The following is a 21,701-nucleotide window of genomic DNA, read 5'->3' as shown; positions in this document are numbered from 1 at the left end:
CGGTACGTCAGTCTCGCGGGCAGCGGTCCCTGTACCGCTCCAGCAGTTCGTCGTTGCGCCGCTGGGCGTCGCCGTCGGTGTTCTGGCTGACGATCAACGGCGGTGCCTGCCCGTGGTGTTCGACGAGCAGTTCGGCCGCCCGGCAGGTCAGCGCGTTGACGAGGGCCGCCCCCAGCACGGTCGACAGGGCTCCCACGGCCGGACCGCCCAGCGGCACCACCGTGTCACCCGGGTTGCCGTGGGTGTCGATGACGATGTCGGCGACGTCGAGCAGCCGCCGGCCGCCGATGTGCCGTGACTCGGCGGCCAGGGAGTGCGCCCGGCTGGTGACGGCGACGACGGTCGCACCCAACTCCCGGGCACCAAGGGCGAATTCGACGGGCACGGCGTTGATCCCCGAGTTGGAGACCACGATCACCACTTCACCCGCCCTGATGTCAGCCGTACGGAGGACGGCTGCCGCGTAGCCGCTGACGCGTTCGGCCGCGCCGGCGTGGCGCGGGGCGACGGGGGACAGCGCCGGGTCGGCGATGACGTTGACCGGCGCGAGTCCGCCGGCGCGCTGCAGCGGTTCGACGGCCACGAGTTGGGAGTGGCCGCTGCCGAAGTAGTGGACGACACCTCCGGCCGCGATGCTGTCCGCGACGGCCCGGGCGGCACGCTCGATCGCGGGCCGCTCGGCGGTGGCCATCGCGGTGAGCTTCTCCTGCAGAGCGGCGAAGTAGACGAGATCGGCGTTCATCGTGTCGAGGCCACCTGAGGTGTCGAACGGAGCCGCTGATGTGGCTGTGGACCGTACCAGAGGGGCAGGTTGATGCCCAGCCCTGCGACCAACCGGCCCTCTTTCCGGTCGACTTCCTTGACCGCCCCGAGTGGCACGGCTAGCTTCGAGAGTTCTGTGGTACGTACCACGACTCACAGGAGTGGTCCGGACGATGACACCTCCCGAGGAAGCGGGCACGGGAACCCCGGCAGCCCGGCAACTGCTGCGCCGCCTCCTGGGGGACCGGGCCGCGGAGTTCACCGCCGAAGTGATCCCCGGGGGCGCCGGCCCCGACTGGTACGAGGTCGACGCCGGGCCCGGGGGAGTGGCCCTGCGCGGGTCCAGCGGGGTCGCGGTCGCCTCGGCGCTGCGCTGGTACCTGCGGACCGTGTGCGGCACGCAGATCACCTGGGACGCCCCTGTTCCCCGCCTCCCCGACCGGCTGCCGCGCACCGGCACGACACCCCGCACGACCTCCCCCCACCCGCACCGCTACCACTTCAACGTCTGCACCTTCGGCTACACCACCGCGTACTGGGACTGGGCGCGCTGGGAGCGCCACATCGACTGGATGGCGCTGCACGGCGTGACCACCCCGCTCGCGATGACCGGCCTGGAAGCGGCCTGGCAACGCGCCCTCATGAACACCGGCCTCGACGACGAGACCGCGCGGAGCTTCCTCGGCGGACCGGCCTACCTGCCGTGGAACTGGCTCGCGTCCCTCGACGGCTGGCCCGGTCCGCTCCCGCAGAGCTGGATCGACGGACACATCGACCTCGGCCGCCGCATCCTCGACCGGGAACGCGCCCTCGGCATGCGGCCCGTCCTCCAGGGCTTCTCCGGGCACGTCCCCAAGGAGCTGATCGCGAGCCGGGGCGCCCGGTCGACGACCCTGCCCTGGTGGGACTTCGAGGTCGGCATGCTGGACCCGCGCGACCCGCTCTTCGAGGAGTTCGGCACCACCCTCCTGACCGAGCAGACCCGGCTGTTCGGCACCGACCACCTCTACGCCGCCGACCCGTTCATCGAGACGACCCCACCGGTGACCGACCCCGCCGCCCTCGCCCAGGTCGCACGGGCGGTGCACGGCGTGATGACCGCGGTGGACGAGCGGGCCACCTGGGTGCTCCAGGCCTGGCCGTTCTCCTACCGCGCCCGCTACTGGACACCGGAGCGCACCGCGGCTTTCCTGGACGCCATCCCCGACGACGGCATGCTGATCCTCGACCTGTGGGCCGAACACCGGCCGGTCTGGCGGCGCACCGACGGCTACCGCAAGAAGCCCTGGGTGTGGTGCATGCTCCACAGCCTCGGCGGCCGGCCCGGCCTCTACGGAAAACTGGACGAGATCGCCACAGGCCCCGCCCGCGCGCACGCCGACGCACGCGGCGGCTCACTGTCCGGCATCGGCGCGAGCATGGAAGCCTTCGGCGCCGACCCGGTCCTGTACGAGCTGCTGGCCGACGTCGCCTGGCAGGGCGCCGTCGACGACGTACAGGCATGGCTGGAGACCTGGACGCGGGCCCGGTACGGGCGGACGACTCCCGGGCTGCTGCGGGCCTGGGACCTGCTGCACGACAGTGTCTACGCGTCCGACGGGCCAGGGCCGCCCGGCTCGGTGATCATCGGCCGGCCCACGCTGGAGGGCGATCTGCGGCACGAACTGCCGGTGCACCTGGCCGACCCCCCGTCGCCCGACGTACCACCGGCGCTGGCCGAGGCCTGGGAGCTCCTGGCCGACGAAACGAGCCAGGAGGACAGCGCCGGGCCGCTCGGCCGGGACCTGTGCGACGTCACCGCGCAGGTGCTCACCCACGCGGCGTGCGAGCGGCAGTGGCGGGCGGCGGACGCGGCCCTCGCACGGGACGCCGAAGGCTTCCACCGGGCCGCCCGCGCACTGCTCACCACCATCGAGGACCTGGACACCCTGCTGGCCACCCGCCCCGAACACCGGCTCGACGCCTGGCTGGCCGACGCCCGCGCCTGGGCCACCACCCCGGCCGAGGCCGACCTGTACGAGACCGACGCGCGCCGCCTGCTCACCCTCTGGGGTCACCCCCACAGCAAGCTGCACGACTACTCGGGCCGCCACTGGGCCGGCCTGGTCGGCACGTTCCACCTGCCCCGCTGGCGCAGCTGGTACGAGCACATCGCGCGGGCGCTGGAGACCGGAAACCCTTACCGGGCAAAGGAGTTCGAGGCTTCCCTGCTCGCTCAGGAGGAGCGGTGGGTGGCCGGCCGGAGCGGGCCGACGCCACCGGAGGCGGACACCGCGGGAACGACCCTTGACGTGGTGCGTACTCTGATGCCCCGCTACCGCGTCCTTCGAGGGGGCGGAGATGGCGGACAGGCGCGAACCGCGGAGTGAATGTGACGGTCGAGGACAGGCGCTCGGACGACGGCCCGGAGACGGACTCCCTCAAGACGGACTCCCCCGAAACGGATCCCTTCGGCACGGGCTCCTTCGAGGCGGACTCCTTCAAGCACGAGGCGCTGCGGCGGCGGCTCCAGGCCGACATCGCCCGGATGCGCCCGGACGAGGCGCTGCCCACCGAACGGCGGCTCGCCGAGCGGTACGACGTCAGCCGGGCGACCGCCCGGCGCGCGCTCCAGGCCCTCCGCGAGGACGGCCTCATCCGCAGCGTGCGGGGGGTGGGAACGTTCGTCTCCCACCCCCACGTCACCAAGACGTCGACGCTCACCTCGTTCTCCGAGGACCTGCGCTCGCGCGGCTACCGGCCCAGCGCCGAACTCCTCGCCGCGGAACTGGTGGAGGCCGACCTGCACCACGCCACGGCCCTGGGCGTCGACCCCGGCACCACGCTCCACCGCATCGAACGCCTGCGTCTCGGCGACGGCTTCCCCATCTGCCTGGAGACCGTCCACCTCTCCGCCGAACGCTTCCCCGACCTCGACGAGTCCCTGCTCACGGGCTCACTCTCGGAAGCCTTGCAGAACACCCAGGGCGTCCGGGTCGTCAGGGCCACCCAGCAGATCCGCGCGGTGAACGTCACCGGCCGCCAGGCCCGGCTGCTCGGCGTCAAGGAGGGCTCCGCCGCGCTGCTGGTCAGGCGCACGGCGTTCGACGGGACGGGCCACGTCGTCGAGTACGGCGAATCGCTGTGCCGGGGCGACCTGTACGAGTTCTCGCTGGTGGTGACCAAGTGACGCCCACCGTGACCAAGTGACGGCCCACGCTCCGCCGTGCGACCCGGTGCGTTCTCCCGCTGCGCTCTGCCGTCGGCGAATCTGCTGAGGGCCGAGATTCCTTCCGCGCCGCCGACGGCGGACCGAGGGTGGAGGCACCGCGGCACACCGGGCCGCGCCACCACCAGGAGGAGCGATGGCACTCAGCAGCACCGGATTCCACCGAGGGCCGCGGGCCGAGGAGGGGGACACCCCTCCGTCACGGTTCGACGACCACCTCGCCGCCCAACTCCTCAACCAGCGCATCATCTTCCTCGGCACCCAGGTCGACGAGGTCTCCGCCAACCGGATCTGCGCGCAACTGCTCCTGCTCTCCGCCGAGGACCCCCGCACCGACATCGGCCTCTACGTCAACAGCCCCGGCGGCTCCGTCCACGCGGGACTCGCGATCTACGACACCATGCGGCTCATCCCCAACGACGTGGCGACCCTGGCCATGGGCTTCGCCGCGAGCATGGGGCAGTTCCTGCTCACCGTGGGCACCCCCGGCAAGCGCTACGCGCTCCCGAACGCGCGCATCATGATGCACCAGCCCTCGGCGGGCATCGGCGGCACCACCGCCGACATCGCCATCCAGGCCGAGAACCTCCAGTTCACCAAGGAGACCATCGAGCGCATCACCGCCGAGCACACCGGCCAGAGCGCGGAGACGATCTCCCGCGACGGTGACCGCGACCGCTGGTTCACGGCCGAACAGGCCAGGGAGTACGGCATGGTCGACCGGGTCGTGGAGTCGCTCGACGACGTCCGCCCGGCCTCCTCGAAGCGACGGATGGGACTCTGACATGAGCTCGTACACGATCCCGAACGTCGTCGAGCGCACCCCGCAGGGCGAGCGCGCGTACGACGTCTACAGCAAGCTGCTCTCCGAGCGGATCATCTTCCTCGGCACCGAGATCGACGACGGCGTGGCCAACGTCGTCATCGCCCAACTGCTCCACCTGGAGTCGGCGGCCCCCGAACAGGAGATCGCCATCTACCTCAACTCACCGGGTGGCTCGTTCACCTCGCTGATGGCGATCTACGACACGATGAGCTTCGTCGGCGCGCCCGTCTCGACGTTCTGCGTCGGCCAGGCCGCCTCGACCGCGGCGGTGCTCCTGGCGGGCGGGGACCCCGGGCGGCGCTTCATCCTGGAGCACGCGCGGGTGCTGCTCGGGCAGCCCGCGAGCGGCGGTGCGCGGGGCACCGTCTCCGACCTGGGCCTCCAGGCCAAGGAGATGATCCGGATCCGCTCCCAGGTGGAGGAGGTCCTCTCCCTGCACACCCACCACTCCGTCGAGACCCTGCGCGCCGACATGGACCGCGACAAGGTCTTCACCGCGCACGAGGCGGTGGCGTACGGGCTCGCCGACGAGGTGCTGAGCCGGCGGCTGACCGCGGTCGCCGCCTGAGGGCCTGAGGGAGACGCAGGCCCGTTCCGCGCGTCAGGCGGCGAGACGGACCTCGCCGTACCGGGAGGTCGCCTCCGTGCGACGGGGCGCCGTACGTGACCTGAGGGGAGTGGGCCGCTCCTGGCGCACGAGGCGGCGGTGCGACAGGGCGAGCAGATCGGCGAGGCCGAGTCCGAGGGCGTGCGCGGCGGCCGCGAGGACCTCGGACGAGGCCTCCTTGCGGCCGCGCTCCAGCTCGGAGAGGTACGGCATCGAGATCCGGGCCGCCTCGGCGACCTCCTTGAGCGTCCGCTCCTGCGCGAGCCGCTCCCGCCGCAGGACCTCACCCACGACGTCCCGCCACAACGGCTCCCTGGGCGCCGGTCCGGCCGGCTCCGAAGGCGCCGCCGACTCGATCGGCTCGGCCGGGACGGGTCGCAGGGGAATGACGCGGGCTCGGTTCGACGCGTGGCTGCTCACGTCTCCACCCTAGGAAGTCCGGCCCGTTTCGGGCACCCCGCCGCGTTCTGCCCTCGGCGAATCACTTCCCCGGGGCCTCAGTGCAGGTGTGGTTCGTCCCGGTGCACCGGGCCGTGCGCGGCCTCGCAGTGCGTGTCGTCGGCGGGGCCGCCGCCGGTGCGGACGTCGAGGACGTTCTCGGGGGCGTGGTCGACCTGGAGGGTGGTGTGGCTGACGCCGTAGTCGCACTGCAGGATCTTCTCCAGGTCCCGGCGCACGGTGTGGCAGTCCGCGACGGGTTCCACCAGGACGTGCGCGGACAGTGCGGGCGTCCCCGACGTGATCGTCCATACGTGCAGGTCGTGCACCTCGGCGACCGAGGAGTGCGCGGCCAGCCGGTCCCCGATGACGTCCGGGTCGAGATGCGCGGGCGCCGCCTCCAGGAAGATCCGCCCCGACTCCCGTACGAGCGCGTAGCCCGCCTTGAACATCAGGGCCACCACGACCAGGGTGGCGATGGCGTCGGCGCGGGCGAAGCCGGTCAGCAGGACCACCAGGCCCGCGATCGCGGTACCGATGAACGCGAACAGGTCGTTGAGTATGTGCTGGTAGGCGCCCTCGACGTTCAGCGAGGTGCGGTTGGCCTTCGAGATGCACCAGGCCGCGGCGACGTTCACCGCGATGCCCGCGAGCGCCGTGTAGAACATCAGCCCGCCCTCGACCGCCGGCGGATCGAACAGCCGCCGCACCGCCTCGTACGCGAGCCAGGCCCCGAGCAGCAGCAGCGTCAGCCCGTTGGCCTGGGCGGAGAGGATCTCGGCCCGCTTCAGGCCGTACGTGAAGCCGCCGCGGGCCGGCCGCTCGGCGAGCCGCATCGCGATCAGGGCCAGCACGATGGAGACGGCGTCGGTGAGCATGTGCGCGGCGTCGGAGATGAGCGCGAGCGACTGGGCGACGACACCGATGACGACCTCGACCGCCATGAACGTCGCGATCAGTGTCAGCGCGATCGCGAGCCAGCGGCGGTCCGCGTCCGCGGTCACCCCGTGCGAGTGCCCCGCGTGCCCGCCCGACCCGTGCTCGTGGCCGTGGTGCGCGCTCATGAGAGTCCCCCTCGTTGCGGTGTCCGACGGGTGTCCGACACCCGCAGTGAAGCGCACCTCGCGGAGATCGGCAAAGGCTGCATCGGTGACCGTTGTCATCATCGTTAGTACGCCGCTGACCTGCGGCGATGTAACGCGGATGAGGAGGTGGCCGGATGGCCGGGGTCAGGCGCCGAAGAGCTGCGTCCAGTACGTGCCCGCCGGGCCGCCGCCCGCGAAACCGACGCCCAGATGGGTGAAGGCGGGCTTGAGGATGTTGGCGCGATGGCCGGGGCTGTCCATCCAGCCGCGTACGACCTCGGCGGGGGAGCGCTGGCCGCAGGCGATGTTCTCGCCGATGGTGCGGCGGGGGCTGCCCGCGGCGGCGGCCCGGTCCCAGGGCTCGCTGCCGTCGGGGGCCGTGTGGGAGTAGAACGCGCGCGCCACCATGTCCGCGCTGTGCGCCTGCGCCGCCCGAGTGAGCAGGGGGTCCTCGGCCAGCGGAGGCAGACCGGCCGCGGCCCGCTCGGCATTGGTGAGCGCGCGGACCTCGGCGGCGGTCCGCGCCAGCGTGCCCGGGGTCAGGGGACTGGCCCACAGCGCCGTCCAGTAGAGCGTGCCGGACCGGCTGTCGGGCACGCAGGCCACCCCGGCCCCGGTGAACGCCGGGTCCTGGACCGTCCGCCGGGTCCGGTCGCCCGAGAGGCAGTACTCCACGAACTCCGCCGCGTCGCGCGGCCCGGAGACGAGATGCTCGCCGACGGTCAGATACGCGTAGCCCGCGGAGGTCACGCGCTGGTGCACGGACAGCCCGTCCGCCCCCTCCGACCCGAGACGCCCACGCGCCGCCATGTCCGCGGCATGCGCCCGCGCCGCGGCGGTCAGCCGCGAGTCGAGCACGACGGCCGGGGAACCCACGGCGGCGCGGGCGGAGTTCACGAGCGCGAGGAAGCCGTCCGCGAGGGGACTGGCCCCGGTGGCCCCGGTGGCCCCGGTGGTCCCGGTGGCCCCGGTGGCCCCGGCGCCCGGGGAACCGGCGCCGGTGGGCCGCCGACCAGCCGCGGGACCACCAGCCGCGGGACCACCGGCCCCGGGACGGCCGACCGCCGTCCCGGCGGCTGTGAGTCCGGAGGTCCTGGGGTCGGGGGCCGATCCGTGGCCGGCACGGGGGCGGTGCGTGGAGCCGGGGCCATGGAGGGCTCCGGAACCGGTGCCGGCTCCCGTGCCGAGGCCCGGGCCCGGGCCCGGACCCGTGTCGGTGTCCTCGGCGACTTCTACGCCGAAGTCCCGGGCGATTCCGGCCAGACCGTCGGCGTATCCCTGGCCCAGTGCGCGCAGCTTCCAGGTGGTCCCGCGGCGGTAGATCTCCGCGAGCAGCAGCACGGTCTCCCGCTGCGGACGCGACGGTGTGAAACGGGCGAGGAGCCGGCCGCCGGGTCCGGTGACCCGCAGGGTCGGGGCGGGCAGCCGTCCCAGCGGGGTGCCCGGTTCAGCGGGACTGACGACGACGGTGACGCGGCTCGCCCCCGCCCGCAGCGCGGCCGGATCGACCGTGAGGGTCTGCCCGCTCAGCCGCGCGCCGGGGGCGGCGGGCTGGTTGTAGAAGACGAAGTCGCCGTCCCCGCGCACCTTGCCGCCGTCGTCGGTGACGAGCGCCGACACGTCGAACGGGCCGGGCACCGTGAGGGTCAGGGCGCCGCCGGGCAGGGGCAGATTGCCGCCGGGTACCAACTCGTCCATCGTGCCGCCCGTCCAGGTGCCGGATCACTGTGCGCGCCCCCGTGGGGCGTCGACAGGACAACGCCCCACGATGGTGCGCGGGTTCCTGGTGCCGGGCGCCCGGCACCAGGAACCCGCGCACCAGGAACCTGTCAGATCACCTGTCAGGTCACCGTTCAGTCGAGGGCGACCCCGGGGGCGATGTCCTCGTGCCGCTCCACGGGCGCCTGGCTGCGGGCCGTCGCGGCCTTGGCCGGCTTGCCGCAGAAGGCGGACTCCAGGGTGCGGGCCATGGTGTTGAGCACGGTCCCGTTGTTGGACGTGTTGGCGAGCGCCGTGACCGTGCGCGCGCCGTCCTTCGACGTGAACGAGTACGTGTAGTAGCCCTGCACGGTGCCCGTGTGGCCGTACACCGAGACCCCGCACGACAGGTCACGCCGGCGGAGACCGAGTCCGTACCCCTGGGTGGCGTTGACGGTCGTCCACTGCTGCATCTGCGCGAGCTGCGCGGCCGAGGTCAGCCTGCCGCGCAGCAGGGCCGAGAAGAAGGTGTCCAGGTCCCGGGTGCTGGAGATGACGGCACCCGCGCTCTGCGCCCACGACACGGTCTGCTCGGTCGAGTCGACGAGCGTCCCGTCGGCCACGTCGGGCGGCAGGTAGCCCTTGGTGTGCCGGCCGGCGATCGCCGTCGTCGGGTGCACGTAGGAGGTGTCCTTCAGCCCGAGGGGCTTGATGATGCGGGTCTTGTACGCCGACCGCACGGACTTCCCGGTGAGCTTCTCGATGAGCATGCCCCCCACCACGAAGTTGGTGTTGGAGTACGAGTAGGCCGCGCCCGGCGCGTTGCCGAGAGGCTGCTTCAGGGACAGGTCCACCAGCTCCTGGTAGCTGAAGACCTTGTTGCGTACGGCCTCGAAGCCCGGGACCGTGTTCGCGAACATGTCGTTGGTGTAGTCGTACAGACCGCTGCGGTGGCTCAGCACATGACGCACCGTGATGCCGTCGTCGGGCAGCAGGCCCGGGAGGTAGGCGTTGACCGAGGTGTCCAGGTCGAGCACGCCCTCGTCGACCAGCTGCAGCAGGACCACGGCCGTGAAGCTCTTCGTGACGCTGCCGACGCGGAAGCGGTCGGCGTTGTCGATGGCCCGTCCGGTGGTCCGGTCCGCGACGCCCTCGGCGACCTTGTGGACCGTGCCGTTGTCGTCGATCCGCGCCATGGCACCGGGCGCCCCCTGCGTGAGCGCCGTCCGCAGCACTTCGCGCAGCCCCGCCACGTCGGGCGCCGCGAGGTTCTCGGTCGTCGCCCGGCTGCCGTTCACGGCACGGTCGCCGGCGTCGGCGGGTGCCGCGGCCGCGTCGGTCGCCGGGACCGCCAGCACGGAGAGCAGGACCGCTCCCAGTGCCGCCGTGCTCCTCGCCGTACCCCGGCCCATCATTCTTGAGACCATCTGTGTGGTTCTCCCCGTAGTCGTCCGCAATGCGGTACACGTGCAGGCGGCACCGCGGATCACGGTGCCGTCATCATCTCTACGCGCAGGACCCGCCTGCGGGTTGCATCGGCGGGAGTGAATTTCCGCCGGTCGGCGTGACGTCCGTGCCGCCGGTCGGTGTGACGATCGTGTCGGCCCTCAGTGCGACGCGCGTGCCAGCAGTCCGGACAGCAGCACTTCGAGCGACTCGCGCAGGGCCGTGGTGAAGTCGATGCGCATAACGGCCAGTTCGGGTTCGGACTCGTAGACCGCGAGCACGGCGGGCGAGGGATGCGCGTGCGGCCAGGCCGCCGTGGCCACCATGAGTGCCCCGGCGATGAACCGTACGGCGTCCCGCTCGTCCAGTTCGGGCACGTGCAGGCGGACCTGGTGCGCCAGGGCGAACGCGTGGCCGATGGAGGAGCGTTTGTGCTCTGCGGCCACCTGCGTCGACACGTTCCGCTCCAGGACCGCGGCCTGGGCGCTGATCAGGTCGCACAGCACCGGGCGCGCGGCGAGGGACTCCGCCAGTGTCGCCGCGACCCGGTCCGCGCGCTCGGAGACGGGGGCGTCCGCGTCGACCGTGTCGGGGAGCGCGGTGTCGAGGTGGTCGAGCAGTTCCTGCGTGGCGGTGGCGAGCAGCTCCAGCAGGACGGCCTCGCGGGACTCGAAGTAGCGCAGCACGTTCGACTTCGCGAGTCCCACCCGGCGGCTCAGCTCGTTCAGGCTCACCTGCGCGACGGGCATCTCACCGAGCATCGCGGCCGTGGTGTCGAGGATCGCCCTGCGGCGAACGGCGCGCTGCTCCTCGCTGCGGGCGCGTTGGAAGGTGTCTGCCATGGCCGCAGTCTACCGACCGGCGATCTCTGCGCGCCGGACAGCAGACCCCCGGTCTGTTGTTATGAGACTGGCGGTCTGCTAGCTTGGAATCACAACAGACCACCGGTCTCCTAATCCTGGGCGGGCCGTGCATACCGAAGGAGTCCCCGTGCCCACGTCATACGTCGTCCCTGATCGGACGGGAAAGCTCGCCGTCGTCACCGGTGCCAACAGCGGCACGGGCAAGGAAGCCGCGCGGCGTCTCGCGGAAGCCGGGGCGCGCGTGGTGCTGGCCGTGCGCACCGTCGCCAAGGGAGAGCAGGCCCGCGCCGAGATCCTCGCCCGGCATCCGCAGGCCCAACTGGAGGTGCGGCGCGTCGACCTCGCCGACCTGGCCTCCGTCGCCGCGTTCGCCGACGGGATCCTCGCCGACGGCGCCCCGCTCGACCTGCTGGTGAACAACGCGGGCGTGATGGCCCCGCCCACCCGCCTGACCACCGCCGACGGCTTCGAGCTCCAGATGGGCAGCAACTACCTCGGCCCGTTCGCCCTCACCCTGCGCCTGCTGCCCGCCCTGCTCGCCGCACCGGCGCCGCGCGTGACGACCATGAGCAGCGGAATGGCGAACTTCGGCCGCATCCACTTCGACGACCTCCAGTGGGAGCGCCGCCGCTACAACCCCAACCGGTCGTACGCCCAGTCCAAACTGGCCGACCTGATGATGGCCGGACACCTGGCGGACGTCGCGGCCGAGCGGGGCTGGAACCTCCTCAGCACCGCCGCCCACCCCGGCTACACCGTGACCAACCTCCAGACGGCGGGCGCCACCCTCGGCCGCGACAGGCCCGAGCGCACGCTGATGCTCCGGCTCGGCCTCCTCCTGCCCAAACAGCAGGTCGAGGAGGGCACCGAACCGCTCCTGTACGCGGCCACCAGCCCCGACGCGACGGCCGGCGGCTACTACGGGCCCGGCCGCAGGTTCGGGCTGGTCGGCCCGACCGCCGGCACGCGGGTCACCCGCCGCGCCCTCGACGCCGACGCCAACCGCAGGCTGTGGGCCGAGTCCGAGCGGCTGACCGGCGTGGCCCTGCCCGCCGCCGTCGCCTGAACGGCCCCGTCGCACGGGGGCGGCGTCCGGCGCGGCGCCGGCCGGGTGCCAGACTGACCCCATGGACGAGCGCGAATTCAGCAGGTCAGGACAGCACGCATCGGTCGTCGGACTCGGCACCTGGCAACTCGGTGCCGACTGGGGCGACGTGGACGACAAGGACGCCCTGGCGGTCCTGGAGGCCGCCGCGGAGGCGGGGGTGACGTTCTTCGACACGGCGGACGTGTACGGGGACGGGCGCAGCGAGGAGACCATCGCCGCGTTCCTCAGCGGCCGGCCCGACCTGCATGTGCTGGTCGCGACGAAGATGGGCCGCCGCGTCGACCAGATCCCGGAGAACTACGTCCTCGACAACTTCCGTGCGTGGAACGACCGTTCGCGCCGCAACCTCGGTGTCGACCGGATCGACCTGGTACAGCTGCACTGCCCGCCGACCCCGGTGTATTCGTCGGACGAGGTGTTCGACGCGCTCGACACGCTGGTCGAGGAGGAGCGCGTCGCAGCGTACGGCGTGAGCGTGGAGACCGTCGACGAGGCGCTCACGGCGATCGCCCGGCCGGGCGTGGCCAGCGTCCAGATCATCCTCAACCCGTTCCGGATGAAGCCGCTGCAGCGGGTGCTGCCGGCGGCGCGGGAGGCCGGGGTCGGCATCATCGCCCGCGTGCCGCTCGCCTCCGGGCTGCTGTCCGGCAAGTACACGAAGGACACGGTGTTCGCGGCGAACGACCACCGGACGTTCAACCGGCACGGGGAGGCGTTCGACCAGGGGGAGACCTTCTCCGGTGTCGACTACGCCACCGGTGTCGAGGCGGCGGCGGAGTTCTCCGCACTCGCCCCGGAGGGTGTCACCCCGGCGCAGCTCGCGCTGGCGTGGATCGTCCAGCAGCCGGGCGTGACCTCGGTCATCCCCGGCGCGCGCACGCCTGAGCAGGCGCGGGCGAATGCGGCGGCGGGGAAGCTTTCGCCGCTGCCGGGGGAGACGCTGTCGGCGATCTCGGCGCTGTACGACCGCCGGATCAAGCCCCAGGTCGAATCGCGCTGGTAGCCCCACCCGTCGCGCAGTTCCCCGCGCCCCTTCATACCGGGGCCCGGCCGTCTCGTACCCGTCTGCACCCCGGTTGCGGCCGGTCGCGCAGTTCCCCGCGCCCCTGGGGGGGGCGGGGCCCACCGGGATCGTGTCCGTCTGCGGCCCGGTTGTGGCTGGCCGCGCAGTTCCCCGCGCCCCTGGGGGGCGGGGTCCGCTGGGTTTGTGTTCGGCTGTGGGTCCGTTGTGGCTGGTCGCGCAGTTCCCCGCGCCCCTCAAGGCACGGGGCGCGCGCATGCCGCTGTTTTTAGGGGCGCGGGGAACTGCGCGCTCAGCCACGACGCGCCTGCAGTCGAACACGAGCCTCCCGCCCCGTAAGAGGCCGAGTACGAGCCTGCCCGCCCCGTCAGGGACGGTGGGCCCGCAGCCAGGTGCGAACCCCTCAGGGGCGCGGGGAACGGCGCGGTCAACCCCCGCCGGACCCCGCGCGCAGAACCACCGTCACCCCCGGGACGGGAACCCGTGCCTCCGAGCCACCCCCACCGCCACAACCACCGGCACCAGCAACACCCCCGCACTCCAGGGAACCGCCCCCGCGCCGAAGCGGGCCAGCAGGACACCCCCCACCACCCCGCCCCCCGCCATCGCCGTGTTCCACAACGTGACCAGCAGAGCCTGCGCCGCATCCGCGGACTCCCCGCCCGCGTCAGCCGCGTCCGCCGCCGCCGTCTGCAGCAGCGTGGGCGCGCCGCCCCACCCGAGCCCCCACAGCGCCGCCGCCGCGTGGACGAGGGCCGCGCTGTCGGCCGGCACCGCCAGCAGAGCCGCCGCCGCCGCGACCAGCAGCGCGCCCGCCAGCGTCAGAGCCCGCAGCCACCGGTCGATCCGTGCCCCCACGAACCAGATGCTCAGCAGGGACGCCGCACCGAACACCAGCAGCACGACATCCGTCGACCCACCCATGCCCAGCCGGTCGAGCAACGTCGCGATGTACGTGTACAAAATCGTGTGGGCCAGCACGAAGGCCAGCGTGACGAACAGCACCGGCGAGACCCCGGGAACCCGCAACACGACCAGCATCGGCGCCCGCCCGTCACGCCGCCGCCGGCCCGGCAGATCCGGCACGGCCACGCCGATCCACCCGAGCAGGACGACGGCGAGCACGGTCATGAGCGAGAACGTCACCCGCCAGCCGAGCGTCTCACCGAGATACGTCCCCGCCGGCACCCCCAGCGACAGCGCGACGGGTATCCCGGTCATCACCACGGCGACGGCCCGCCCCTGCAGAGCCACCGGCACCAGCCGCCGCGCATAGCCCGCGAGCAGCGCCCAGGCCACCCCCGCGGCCACCCCGGCGACGAACCGCGCCACCATGGTCAGGGGATAGTCCGCGGACACGGCGGTCACCGTGTTGGCGACGGCGAAGCCGGCCATCGCGGTCAGCAGCAGGCGCTTGCGGCGCCATCCGGCGGTGGCCGCGGACAGCGGGATCGCGGTGAGCGCGGTCCCGGCCGCGTAGACGGTCACCGACTGCCCCATGGCGGACTCGCCGACCCCGAGGTCGGCGCTCATAGCGGGCAGCACCCCCGCGGGCAGTGTCTCGGTGAGGCTGGTGACGAACACAGCGGTGGCCAGGGCCAGAAGAGCGCCCAGCGGCAGACCGCCATGAGCGTCCTCCGTCGGGGAAGCGGTCGGTTCGGAGTGGTTACGGGTCCGGTTCCGGTGGTTCGAGAAGTCATGCCGCGTATGCTCGAACCCTCACATCGGTGTGAAGGTCAAGTGGCGAACTGCGAGGTCGGCCGGATGCGGATCGGAGAGCTGTCGAAGCGCACGGGCACGCCCCCGCGGCTGCTGCGCTACTACGAGGAGCAGGGGCTGATCACCCCCGAACGCTGCACGAACGGCTACCGCTCCTACGACGAACGCCTCGTGGACCGCGTGCAGCAGATCCGGGGCCTGCTCGACGCCGGTCTGCCGACCCGCATCATCAAGCAGATCCTGCCCTGTCTCGACAAGCCCAGCACCATCCATTTCCCGGATCCGACCCCGGAGATGCTGGCCACCCTCGCGTGCGAACTCGACCGGATGACCCGGCGTATCGACTGCCTCGCGCGTAACCGGGATGCCATCGCCGCGTACCTCGCGACGGTACGCGGCGACATCCCGCCGGCCACCGAACAGGCCTGATGCGAAGGGAACTCGGGGCCTGAGCCGGACCGGGTCAGGCCCCGAGTTCCCGCGCCCGCGCCGCCGCTTTCCGTACCGAGCCGTGGTGCACGGGCCCGTGTCCGGGCAGCAGGATGTCGCCCGGCAGTGCCTCGAACGCGTCGAGTGAGGCCAGCGCTCCGCCCCGGTCGTGATGGAACATGACGGGCAGCAGCTGCGGTCCGGCCACGCGTGAGGTGGGGTGGCCGTTGACCAGCCCGTCGCCCGATATCACCACGCCTGCCTCGGGCAGATGGAAGGCGCAGTGGCCGGCCGTGTGCCCGGGGGTGTGCACGGGCACGGGACGGCCGGGCAGGTCGAGCGCCCCCTCGGCCGGGAACGCCTGCGGCCGGGCGACCGGCACGTGGGCGGTGCCGCCGGACCGCAGCGCGTGCACGGCCCACGGCACCACACCGGGCCGCCAGGCGTTCTTGAGAACCTCCCCGACGGTCACCTGGTGGAGGAAGTCCCGGCGCGCGTGCGGGACTTCGGCCTCGTGGGTGTAGACGGGCGTGCCGTAGGTGCTGCTGAGGTACTCGGCCGACCCGAGGTGGTCGTTGTGGGCGTGCGTCACGAGAACGGCGGTGACGGCCTCGGGTGAACTGCCCACGGCGGCCAGGGACGCGAGCACCTTCTCGCGGTCGCCGGGATAGCCGGTGTCCACGAGGGTGACGGCGTCCCCCTCGGTGAGGATCACCCAGTTGGTGTTGCTGCCGTGCACGAGATGGATGCCGTCGGCGACCTGACGGATGTCTGCCTGCATGATCGTCCCGAACCTAGAGGTCCTTGTCTGACGGGGCCAGCCAAGCAGACTCGCGGTCGCCGCGGCGCAGCGGGGCGGACGAAGCGCGCATCGACCTCAGCGCCAGCAGCAGTACGGCGATGTCGTCGAAATAGGCCGGGTCGGGCATCAGGTCGGTCGGCAGCACGACATAGGCGATCGCACCCCAGAAGACCCAGCGGGGGCCTGTCGGCAGCCCGGCGCGGCGCAGGTTCCGCCGCGTGCGGACCAGGCGGACGGTCAGGACGACCGCACCCGCGAGCGCCGCCGCCAGTACGACCGCGGCGACGATGACCAGAATCCACAAGTTGGTGTCCATGAGCCCTTCCCAGGCGCGTCCGGTGCTGATGTCCGGATGCCCAGGTTCACTCTGTCATCACAGCCGGGCCGGTCCGACACGCGGCGCGGTGCGTCCCGGGCCCGCCCGCCGCACCCCTACTCTTTGCTGTCGATCGACTACCTTGAGTGACACTCGACTGATGAATGTGGGATGCGCGCGTGAAGATCGCCTGCGTCGGCGGTGGGCCCGCCGGCTTGTACCTCTCGATCCTGCTGAAGCGCCAGGACCCGGGCCACGAGATCACCGTCCACGAACGGAACCCGGCGGGTTCGACCTACGGCTGGGGGGTGACCTACTGGGCGAGCCTGCTCGACAAACTGGAGGTGGGTGATCCCGAGTCGGCGCGGGCCGTGCGGGAGAACTCGGTCCGCTGGAGCGACGGCGTCGCGCACGTCGGCGACCGTACGACCACGCACCACGGCGACGAGGGCTTCGGCATCGGACGCGGACGGCTGCTGGACATCCTCACCGAGCGGGCCCGCTCCCTGGGCGTACGCGTCGAGTTCGAGGACGAGGTCGCCGACGGGGCCGCACTGCCCGACGCCGACCTGGTCGTCGCCTGCGACGGTGTGCGCAGCGGGGTGCGCGAGCGCCATGCCGCCCACTTCGGCACCGAGACCGCACTCGGCCGTAACCGGTACATCTGGCTGGGCACCACGAAGGTCTTCGAGGCGTTCACCTTCGCCTTCGTGGAGACACCGCACGGCTGGATCTGGTGCTACGCCTACGGGTTCGGGGACGACCGCAGCACCTGTGTCGTCGAGTGCGCGCCCGAGACCTGGACGGGCCTCGGCCTCGACCGGGCCGACGAGGCCGAAGGGCTCGCCCGTCTCGAAGAGCTCTTCGTCAAGCTGCTGGACGGCCACCGGCTCATCGGACGGGCGACCGCGGGCGGCAGCGCGCAGTGGCTGAACTTCCGCACCCTCACCAACCGCACCTGGTCCCACGGCAACGTCGTCCTGCTCGGCGACGCCGCCCACACCACCCACTACTCCATCGGCGCGGGCACCACCCTCGCCCTGGAGGACGCCATCGCCCTGGCCGACGCCCTGGGCAGGCGCCCCGCGAGCGAGACCGGGTCGGGGTCCGGGCAGGCCGGACTCGCCCCGGCCCTGGCCGCGTACGAGAAGGTGCGCAAGGCGGAGCTGCTGTCCGTGCAGAGCGCGGCCCGCCACAGCGCCCAGTGGTACGAGAACCTGCCGCGGTACATCGACCTGCCCCCGGCGCAGATGTTCGCGCTCCTCGGCCAGCGGCACTCGCCCCTGCTGCCGTACGTGCCGCCGCAGCTCTACTACCGGCTCGACCGGGCGGCGGGGCGCCTCGAATCCCTGCGCAGGCTCAAGCGCTGGCTGGGCCCGAAGCTGGCACGCACCCTGCACGGCAGCGCCACCAAGGGCTGACACCTCGTCAACACAGCACTCTGTTGGCGGGAATGGCGGTGTTGCCCACGGGCCTGATGATGCGCGAGCGTGCTGAGTCATGGACCGAGACCGGGGCGACGCCGCCCTCTCCCTCTCCCGCCGCCGGCTCCTCGCGGCCGCGGGCGCCGCCGGTGCCGTCACCGCCATCGGCCTCGCACCCGCCGCCGCGCAGCCGCGCACCGGGCTCTCCCTGTCCTTCACCGGGGCCACCAACGGCGCGGCGACGCTCGCGCCCGGCGGGGACCGGCTGATCGTCGAGATCCAGAACGTCCTGTGGTCGCTGCCGCGCACGGGAGGCAGGGCCGTCCCCCTCACCCCGGCGGGCCTCGAACCGAACCGGCCCGTGTACGCGCCCGACGGCGGCCTCGTCGCCTTCTGCGCCTACCGGGGCGGCGGCTTCCACCTCTGGACGATGCGGCCCGACGGGTCCGACGTACGCAGACGCACCGACGGGCCCTTCGACGACCGAGGCCCCGCCTGGTCGCCCGACGGCACCCGGATCGCCTTCGCCTCCGAGCGCGGCGGCGACCCGGTGGCCGGCAGCCCGTACCGCATCCACGTGCTGGACCTGCGCACCGGCGGCATCCGCCGGGTGACCGGTCTGCCGGGTCAGACAGGTCCCGTGCAGGACGGGGCCTGGGAGGACTTCGACCCCACCTGGTCGCCGGACGGGGAGCGCATCCTGTTCGTGCGCGCGAAGGGTGTCACCACCGCGAACGGCGTGGGACTCGACGCCCGGACCGTCGCCGCCGTCCCCGCCTCCGGTGCAGGGCCGGTCGTCGTGGAGCACACCGACACCACGACCGCCCAGCTCATGACCCCCGCCCTCGCACCGGACGGCCGCCGCCTCGCGTATCTGCGGACCACTGCCGCCCCCAACGGCTCCTGCACACTCGTCGTCGACGGCCGTCCCGTGCCGCTCGCCGGGGACCTCGCACCGGTACCGCCCCGCTGGACGCCCGAGGGCGAGCTGCTGCTCACCGTCGACGGCGACTTCACCCTCGTACGGCCGGAGAAGCCGTCGGAGGCGGACGCCATCCCCTTCGAGGGCGTGCTGCCCGTGGACCGGCCGCGCTACGAGGTCAAGGAGTACGACCTGGGGGAGGGACGGGCCCGGCCGGTGCGGGGGATCCATCTGCCCGCGCTCTCGCCCGACGGGCGGCACATCGCCTTCGCCGCGCTCAACTCGCTGTGGCTGGCGAGCAGTTCGGGCGGCGCGGCGCCGAAGCGGCTGCGCCGGGCGGCGGCCACGGAGTATCTGCTCGGGCCCTCGTGGTCGCGCGACGGACGTGCGCTGCTGTACGCGGACGACCGGGACGGCCTGCTCGGTGTGTACCGGCTGGATCCGGCCACCGGCGAGGAGAGCGCCCTCGCGACCGGCGGACGGGTCCACCCCGCGCTCTCGCCCGACGGGACACAGCTCGCCTGCCTCGACCTGACCGGGCGGCTCGTCGTCCGCGACCTCGGAAGCGGCACGGAGAAGGTGCTCGCGAACCCGCTCGGCGCGGGAGGGCTGCCCGGGCGGCCCAGCTGGTCGCCCGACGGCCGGTACGTGGCCTTCTGCGACCGCAACCGCCTCAACCTCCGCTTCCGGGAGGGCTACAACCTCGTCCGGGTCGTCGACACCACGACCGGGCAGGACCGGCTGCACGCGGTGGCTCCGCATGTGTCGATCGCCGACCGGTACGACTCGGGGCCCGTCTGGTCACCGGACGGCCGCTGGATGGCGGTGATCGTCGAATCCGCGCTCTGCCTGCTGCCCGTCACGCCCGACGGCACCCCGCGCGGCGCCCTGCGCACCCTCACCACCGAACCGGCCGACCACCCCTCCTGGTCCGGCGACTCGCGGACCCTGCTGTACCTCTCCGGAGCCGCGCTGCGGCTGATCGGCGTCGGCGGCGGACCGGCCCGCACCGTCCGCGTGCCGCTGGACCGGCGCAGGCCCGTGCCCGCCGACACCGTGGTGCACGCGGGGCGGCTCTGGGACGGCACGGGCGAGTCCGTGCGGGAGGACGTCGACATCGTCGTACGCGGCGGACGCGTCACCGCCGTCGAACCGCACCGCGGACGCGCGGCGGTGACCGTCGTCGACGCCTCGGACAAGACCGTCGTCCCCGGACTGTGGGACACGCACACCCACCCCTGGCAGGCCACCTACGGAGGCCGTCAGACAGTCGGCCAGCTCACCTATGGCATCACCACAGCCGTGTCCCTCGGCGGCTTCGCCTACGAACAGGCGCGCATTCGCGAGGCCGTGACGGCCGGTCAGCTCGCCGGACCACGACTGCTGACCACCGGTGAACTCCTCGACGGCTCCCGGGTCGCCTACAGCATGGGACGCGCCCACCGTACGAGGGACGGGCTGCGGCGCTCACTGGAGCGGGGCGCCGCGCTGGACTGGGACTTCGTCAAGACCTACGTACGGGCGCCGAGTTGGGTGATGGAAGAAGCGGCGAGATTCGGACACGAGCGGCTCGGCGTGCGCTCGGGCAGCCATCTGCTCTCGCCGGGCGTCCAGCTCGGCCAGGACCTGACGACCCATCTGCAGGCCACCCAGCGCTACGAGTTCGGCCATGCGACCACCCCGACAGGACGTGCCTACCAGGACCTGCTGGAGATCTACACCGCGCGGGGCGTCGACTTCGGACTCATCGCCACCCCCTTCAGCTCCGCGCCCCTGCTCGGCGCGGACCCGGGGCTGGCGGACGATCCCCGGGTGACCGCCGTGATGCCGCCCTGGGACAGCGCCCTCGTCCAGCAGGGGGCGACCGTGCCACCCACCGCGGCCCAACTCGCCACCCTGCGCACGGAGACGGACATCTACCAGCGGATCCTGGCCGCGGGCGGACTCGTCGCCCTCGGCACCGACCAGCCACTCGTCCCCGTCGGACTCTCCCTCCACCTCGGCCTGCGCGCCCTGCACCGGGGAGGCCTGTCCCCGGCCGAGGCCCTGCGGACCGTGACCGTGCTGCCCGCCCGGCTCTTCGGCCTGGAGGGCGACCTCGGCACGGTCCGGCCGGGCAGGCTCGCCGACCTGACCGTGGTGGACGGCGATCCCTTCACCGACTTCGACACCCTCGTCCGTACGGTCGCCGTGCTCCGGGGCGGGGTCCCGTACACGACCGACGACCTCGTGGCCGCGTACGAGCCCGTGTCCACGCCCGCGAGCCGTGGTGCGGTGCGAGAGGTCGACTGGCTGGAGGCGGGACGGCTGATGCGACGCGAGGGCTGCTGCGACGCGGGTTTCTGAGATCGGCCCCGCACTTCAGGACCGCGGTCCGAGGTGAATGTCCGTCATCGGTCCGCCTGTCCCGCTCTGTGTCGAACGGCAGGCCAAGCTGTTCGAACGAGTTGTGATGCCCGCGCTCGGTGCCGGCTCGGGTGCGCGCCCCCGCGTGCGCGTGCGCCTTCGCGGCAACATCCGGACACGTGGCGTCCGGATGATCAGACAACGCGTAGCTGTGGCGCGGAGGTTGGGACGGGATCGTCCGCAAAACGCACCAAGCGTCACGCGCCTTGACAGCACCGATCGTGCGCCGGCGCAACTAATGTGACCAAAGAGCGCCACAGTGACCCCGTACCGGGATACGCTGCCCCGCGCACCCCACGTTCGAGTCCGCGCACGTGGGGGGCCGGTCATCCCGGCCTGCTCGTGTGCGGGTTCAGCAGAGCCCCAACGCGAGAGACATACCGTCCGGTCTGACGCTCCACCCCTCACCGCGACCCGGTGAACCAGTCCACCCCCGGAAGGCTCCACGCAGCCGGGCACCGATCAACCTTGGCGTCCCCCGTCGGTCCGTACACGCAGTGCGGTCCTTCAGGCAGGGCGTCCCGAACCCCCGTCAGGGCAGCCTCGGCTCGAACTCGGCACCGAAAAGAACGCACCACGGACTCCGCCAGGAACCGTGCGCCGCGGACGGCTCCACCAGGA

The 21,701-nt window shown here is 72.5% G+C and carries 18 protein-coding genes; 9 read left to right on the top strand and 9 right to left on the bottom strand.

The genetic code is table 11. The features are described from left to right. Positions 1 to 7: 7 nt before the first annotated feature. A complete protein-coding gene (locus C6Y14_RS24580; protein WP_107018990.1) occupies positions 8 to 742 on the bottom strand; it encodes a sugar isomerase domain-containing protein in 735 nt (244 codons plus the stop codon). A gap of 193 nt (positions 743 to 935) precedes the next feature. Between C6Y14_RS24580 and C6Y14_RS24575 the strand changes: the two genes are divergently transcribed. From C6Y14_RS24575 to C6Y14_RS24560, 4 genes are all read left to right on the top strand, one after another. After that, positions 936 to 3,131 carry an alpha-N-acetylglucosaminidase gene (locus tag C6Y14_RS24575; RefSeq protein ID WP_107018989.1) on the top strand — a complete coding sequence of 732 codons (2,196 nt, stop codon included), beginning with the start codon at positions 936 to 938 and terminating at the stop codon, positions 3,129 to 3,131. A 2-nt stretch (positions 3,132 to 3,133) separates the two neighbouring features. Then, positions 3,134 to 3,931, top strand: coding sequence for a GntR family transcriptional regulator (locus tag C6Y14_RS24570; protein ID WP_107018988.1), 798 nt, complete (start codon positions 3,134 to 3,136; stop codon positions 3,929 to 3,931). A 175-nt stretch (positions 3,932 to 4,106) separates the two neighbouring features. After that, positions 4,107 to 4,754 carry an ATP-dependent Clp protease proteolytic subunit gene (locus C6Y14_RS24565; RefSeq protein WP_107018987.1) on the top strand — a complete coding sequence of 216 codons (648 nt, stop codon included), beginning with the start codon at positions 4,107 to 4,109 and terminating at the stop codon, positions 4,752 to 4,754. 1 nt (position 4,755) lies between these two features. Then, a complete protein-coding gene (locus C6Y14_RS24560) occupies positions 4,756 to 5,364 on the top strand; it encodes a ClpP family protease (protein ID WP_107018986.1) in 609 nt (202 codons plus the stop codon). A 33-nt stretch (positions 5,365 to 5,397) separates the two neighbouring features. On the opposite strand, the gene C6Y14_RS24555 is transcribed toward C6Y14_RS24560, so the two are convergent. From C6Y14_RS24555 to C6Y14_RS24535, 5 genes are all read right to left on the bottom strand, one after another. Continuing rightward, positions 5,398 to 5,823 (bottom strand): helix-turn-helix domain-containing protein, encoded by a 426-nt coding sequence (locus C6Y14_RS24555; protein WP_107018985.1) that lies wholly within the window; start codon positions 5,821 to 5,823, stop codon positions 5,398 to 5,400. Positions 5,824 to 5,900: 77 nt separating this feature from the next. Continuing rightward, positions 5,901 to 6,905 (bottom strand): cation diffusion facilitator family transporter, encoded by a 1,005-nt coding sequence (locus tag C6Y14_RS24550; RefSeq protein WP_107018984.1) that lies wholly within the window; start codon positions 6,903 to 6,905, stop codon positions 5,901 to 5,903. Between the two features lie 165 nt (positions 6,906 to 7,070). Then, entirely contained in the window at positions 7,071 to 8,624 is a 1,554-nt protein-coding gene (locus C6Y14_RS24545) for a CAP domain-containing protein (protein WP_107018983.1), read from the bottom strand. A gap of 155 nt (positions 8,625 to 8,779) precedes the next feature. Then, positions 8,780 to 10,051 carry a serine hydrolase domain-containing protein gene (locus C6Y14_RS24540; RefSeq protein ID WP_107018982.1) on the bottom strand — a complete coding sequence of 424 codons (1,272 nt, stop codon included), beginning with the start codon at positions 10,049 to 10,051 and terminating at the stop codon, positions 8,780 to 8,782. Positions 10,052 to 10,231: 180 nt separating this feature from the next. Further along, positions 10,232 to 10,912: a TetR/AcrR family transcriptional regulator gene (locus tag C6Y14_RS24535; RefSeq protein ID WP_107018981.1), complete on the bottom strand. Its 681-nt coding sequence runs from the start codon at positions 10,910 to 10,912 to the stop codon at positions 10,232 to 10,234. Positions 10,913 to 11,060: 148 nt separating this feature from the next. On the opposite strand from C6Y14_RS24535, the gene C6Y14_RS24530 reads away from it, so the two are divergent. Both C6Y14_RS24530 and C6Y14_RS24525 read left to right on the top strand, forming a co-directional pair. Continuing rightward, positions 11,061 to 11,999, top strand: a complete 939-nt coding sequence (locus C6Y14_RS24530) for an SDR family oxidoreductase (RefSeq protein WP_107018980.1) — start codon at positions 11,061 to 11,063, stop codon at positions 11,997 to 11,999. 61 nt (positions 12,000 to 12,060) lie between these two features. Continuing rightward, positions 12,061 to 13,044: an aldo/keto reductase gene (locus C6Y14_RS24525; RefSeq protein ID WP_107018979.1), complete on the top strand. Its 984-nt coding sequence runs from the start codon at positions 12,061 to 12,063 to the stop codon at positions 13,042 to 13,044. A 480-nt stretch (positions 13,045 to 13,524) separates the two neighbouring features. Here C6Y14_RS24525 and C6Y14_RS24520 read toward each other — a convergent pair whose 3' ends face one another. Beyond that, positions 13,525 to 14,682 carry an MFS transporter gene (locus C6Y14_RS24520; RefSeq protein ID WP_107018978.1) on the bottom strand — a complete coding sequence of 386 codons (1,158 nt, stop codon included), beginning with the start codon at positions 14,680 to 14,682 and terminating at the stop codon, positions 13,525 to 13,527. 144 nt (positions 14,683 to 14,826) lie between these two features. Between C6Y14_RS24520 and C6Y14_RS24515 the strand changes: the two genes are divergently transcribed. After that, a complete protein-coding gene (locus C6Y14_RS24515; RefSeq protein WP_107019228.1) occupies positions 14,827 to 15,210 on the top strand; it encodes a MerR family transcriptional regulator in 384 nt (127 codons plus the stop codon). Positions 15,211 to 15,244: 34 nt separating this feature from the next. On the opposite strand, the gene C6Y14_RS24510 is transcribed toward C6Y14_RS24515, so the two are convergent. Together C6Y14_RS24510 and C6Y14_RS24505 are read right to left on the bottom strand one after the other, a co-directional pair. Continuing rightward, positions 15,245 to 15,991, bottom strand: a complete 747-nt coding sequence (locus C6Y14_RS24510; protein ID WP_107018977.1) for an MBL fold metallo-hydrolase — start codon at positions 15,989 to 15,991, stop codon at positions 15,245 to 15,247. A 13-nt stretch (positions 15,992 to 16,004) separates the two neighbouring features. After that, positions 16,005 to 16,328 carry a YkvA family protein gene (locus tag C6Y14_RS24505; RefSeq protein ID WP_107018976.1) on the bottom strand — a complete coding sequence of 108 codons (324 nt, stop codon included), beginning with the start codon at positions 16,326 to 16,328 and terminating at the stop codon, positions 16,005 to 16,007. A 179-nt stretch (positions 16,329 to 16,507) separates the two neighbouring features. Between C6Y14_RS24505 and C6Y14_RS24500 the strand changes: the two genes are divergently transcribed. Together C6Y14_RS24500 and C6Y14_RS24495 are read left to right on the top strand one after the other, a co-directional pair. After that, on the top strand, positions 16,508 to 17,749 hold the full coding sequence (locus tag C6Y14_RS24500; protein ID WP_199854844.1) for an FAD-dependent monooxygenase: 1,242 nt from the start codon (positions 16,508 to 16,510) through the stop codon (positions 17,747 to 17,749). Between the two features lie 79 nt (positions 17,750 to 17,828). Further along, positions 17,829 to 21,020: an amidohydrolase family protein gene (locus tag C6Y14_RS24495; RefSeq protein WP_107018974.1), complete on the top strand. Its 3,192-nt coding sequence runs from the start codon at positions 17,829 to 17,831 to the stop codon at positions 21,018 to 21,020. Positions 21,021 to 21,701 lie beyond the last annotated feature (681 nt).

Origin of the sequence: Streptomyces dioscori (genome assembly GCF_003024195.1) — a bacterium.
Taxonomy (GTDB): domain Bacteria; phylum Actinomycetota; class Actinomycetes; order Streptomycetales; family Streptomycetaceae; genus Streptomyces; species Streptomyces dioscori.
Note: the sequence above shows the minus strand (reverse complement) of the source record. Positions and strands in the feature narration are given on the sequence as shown.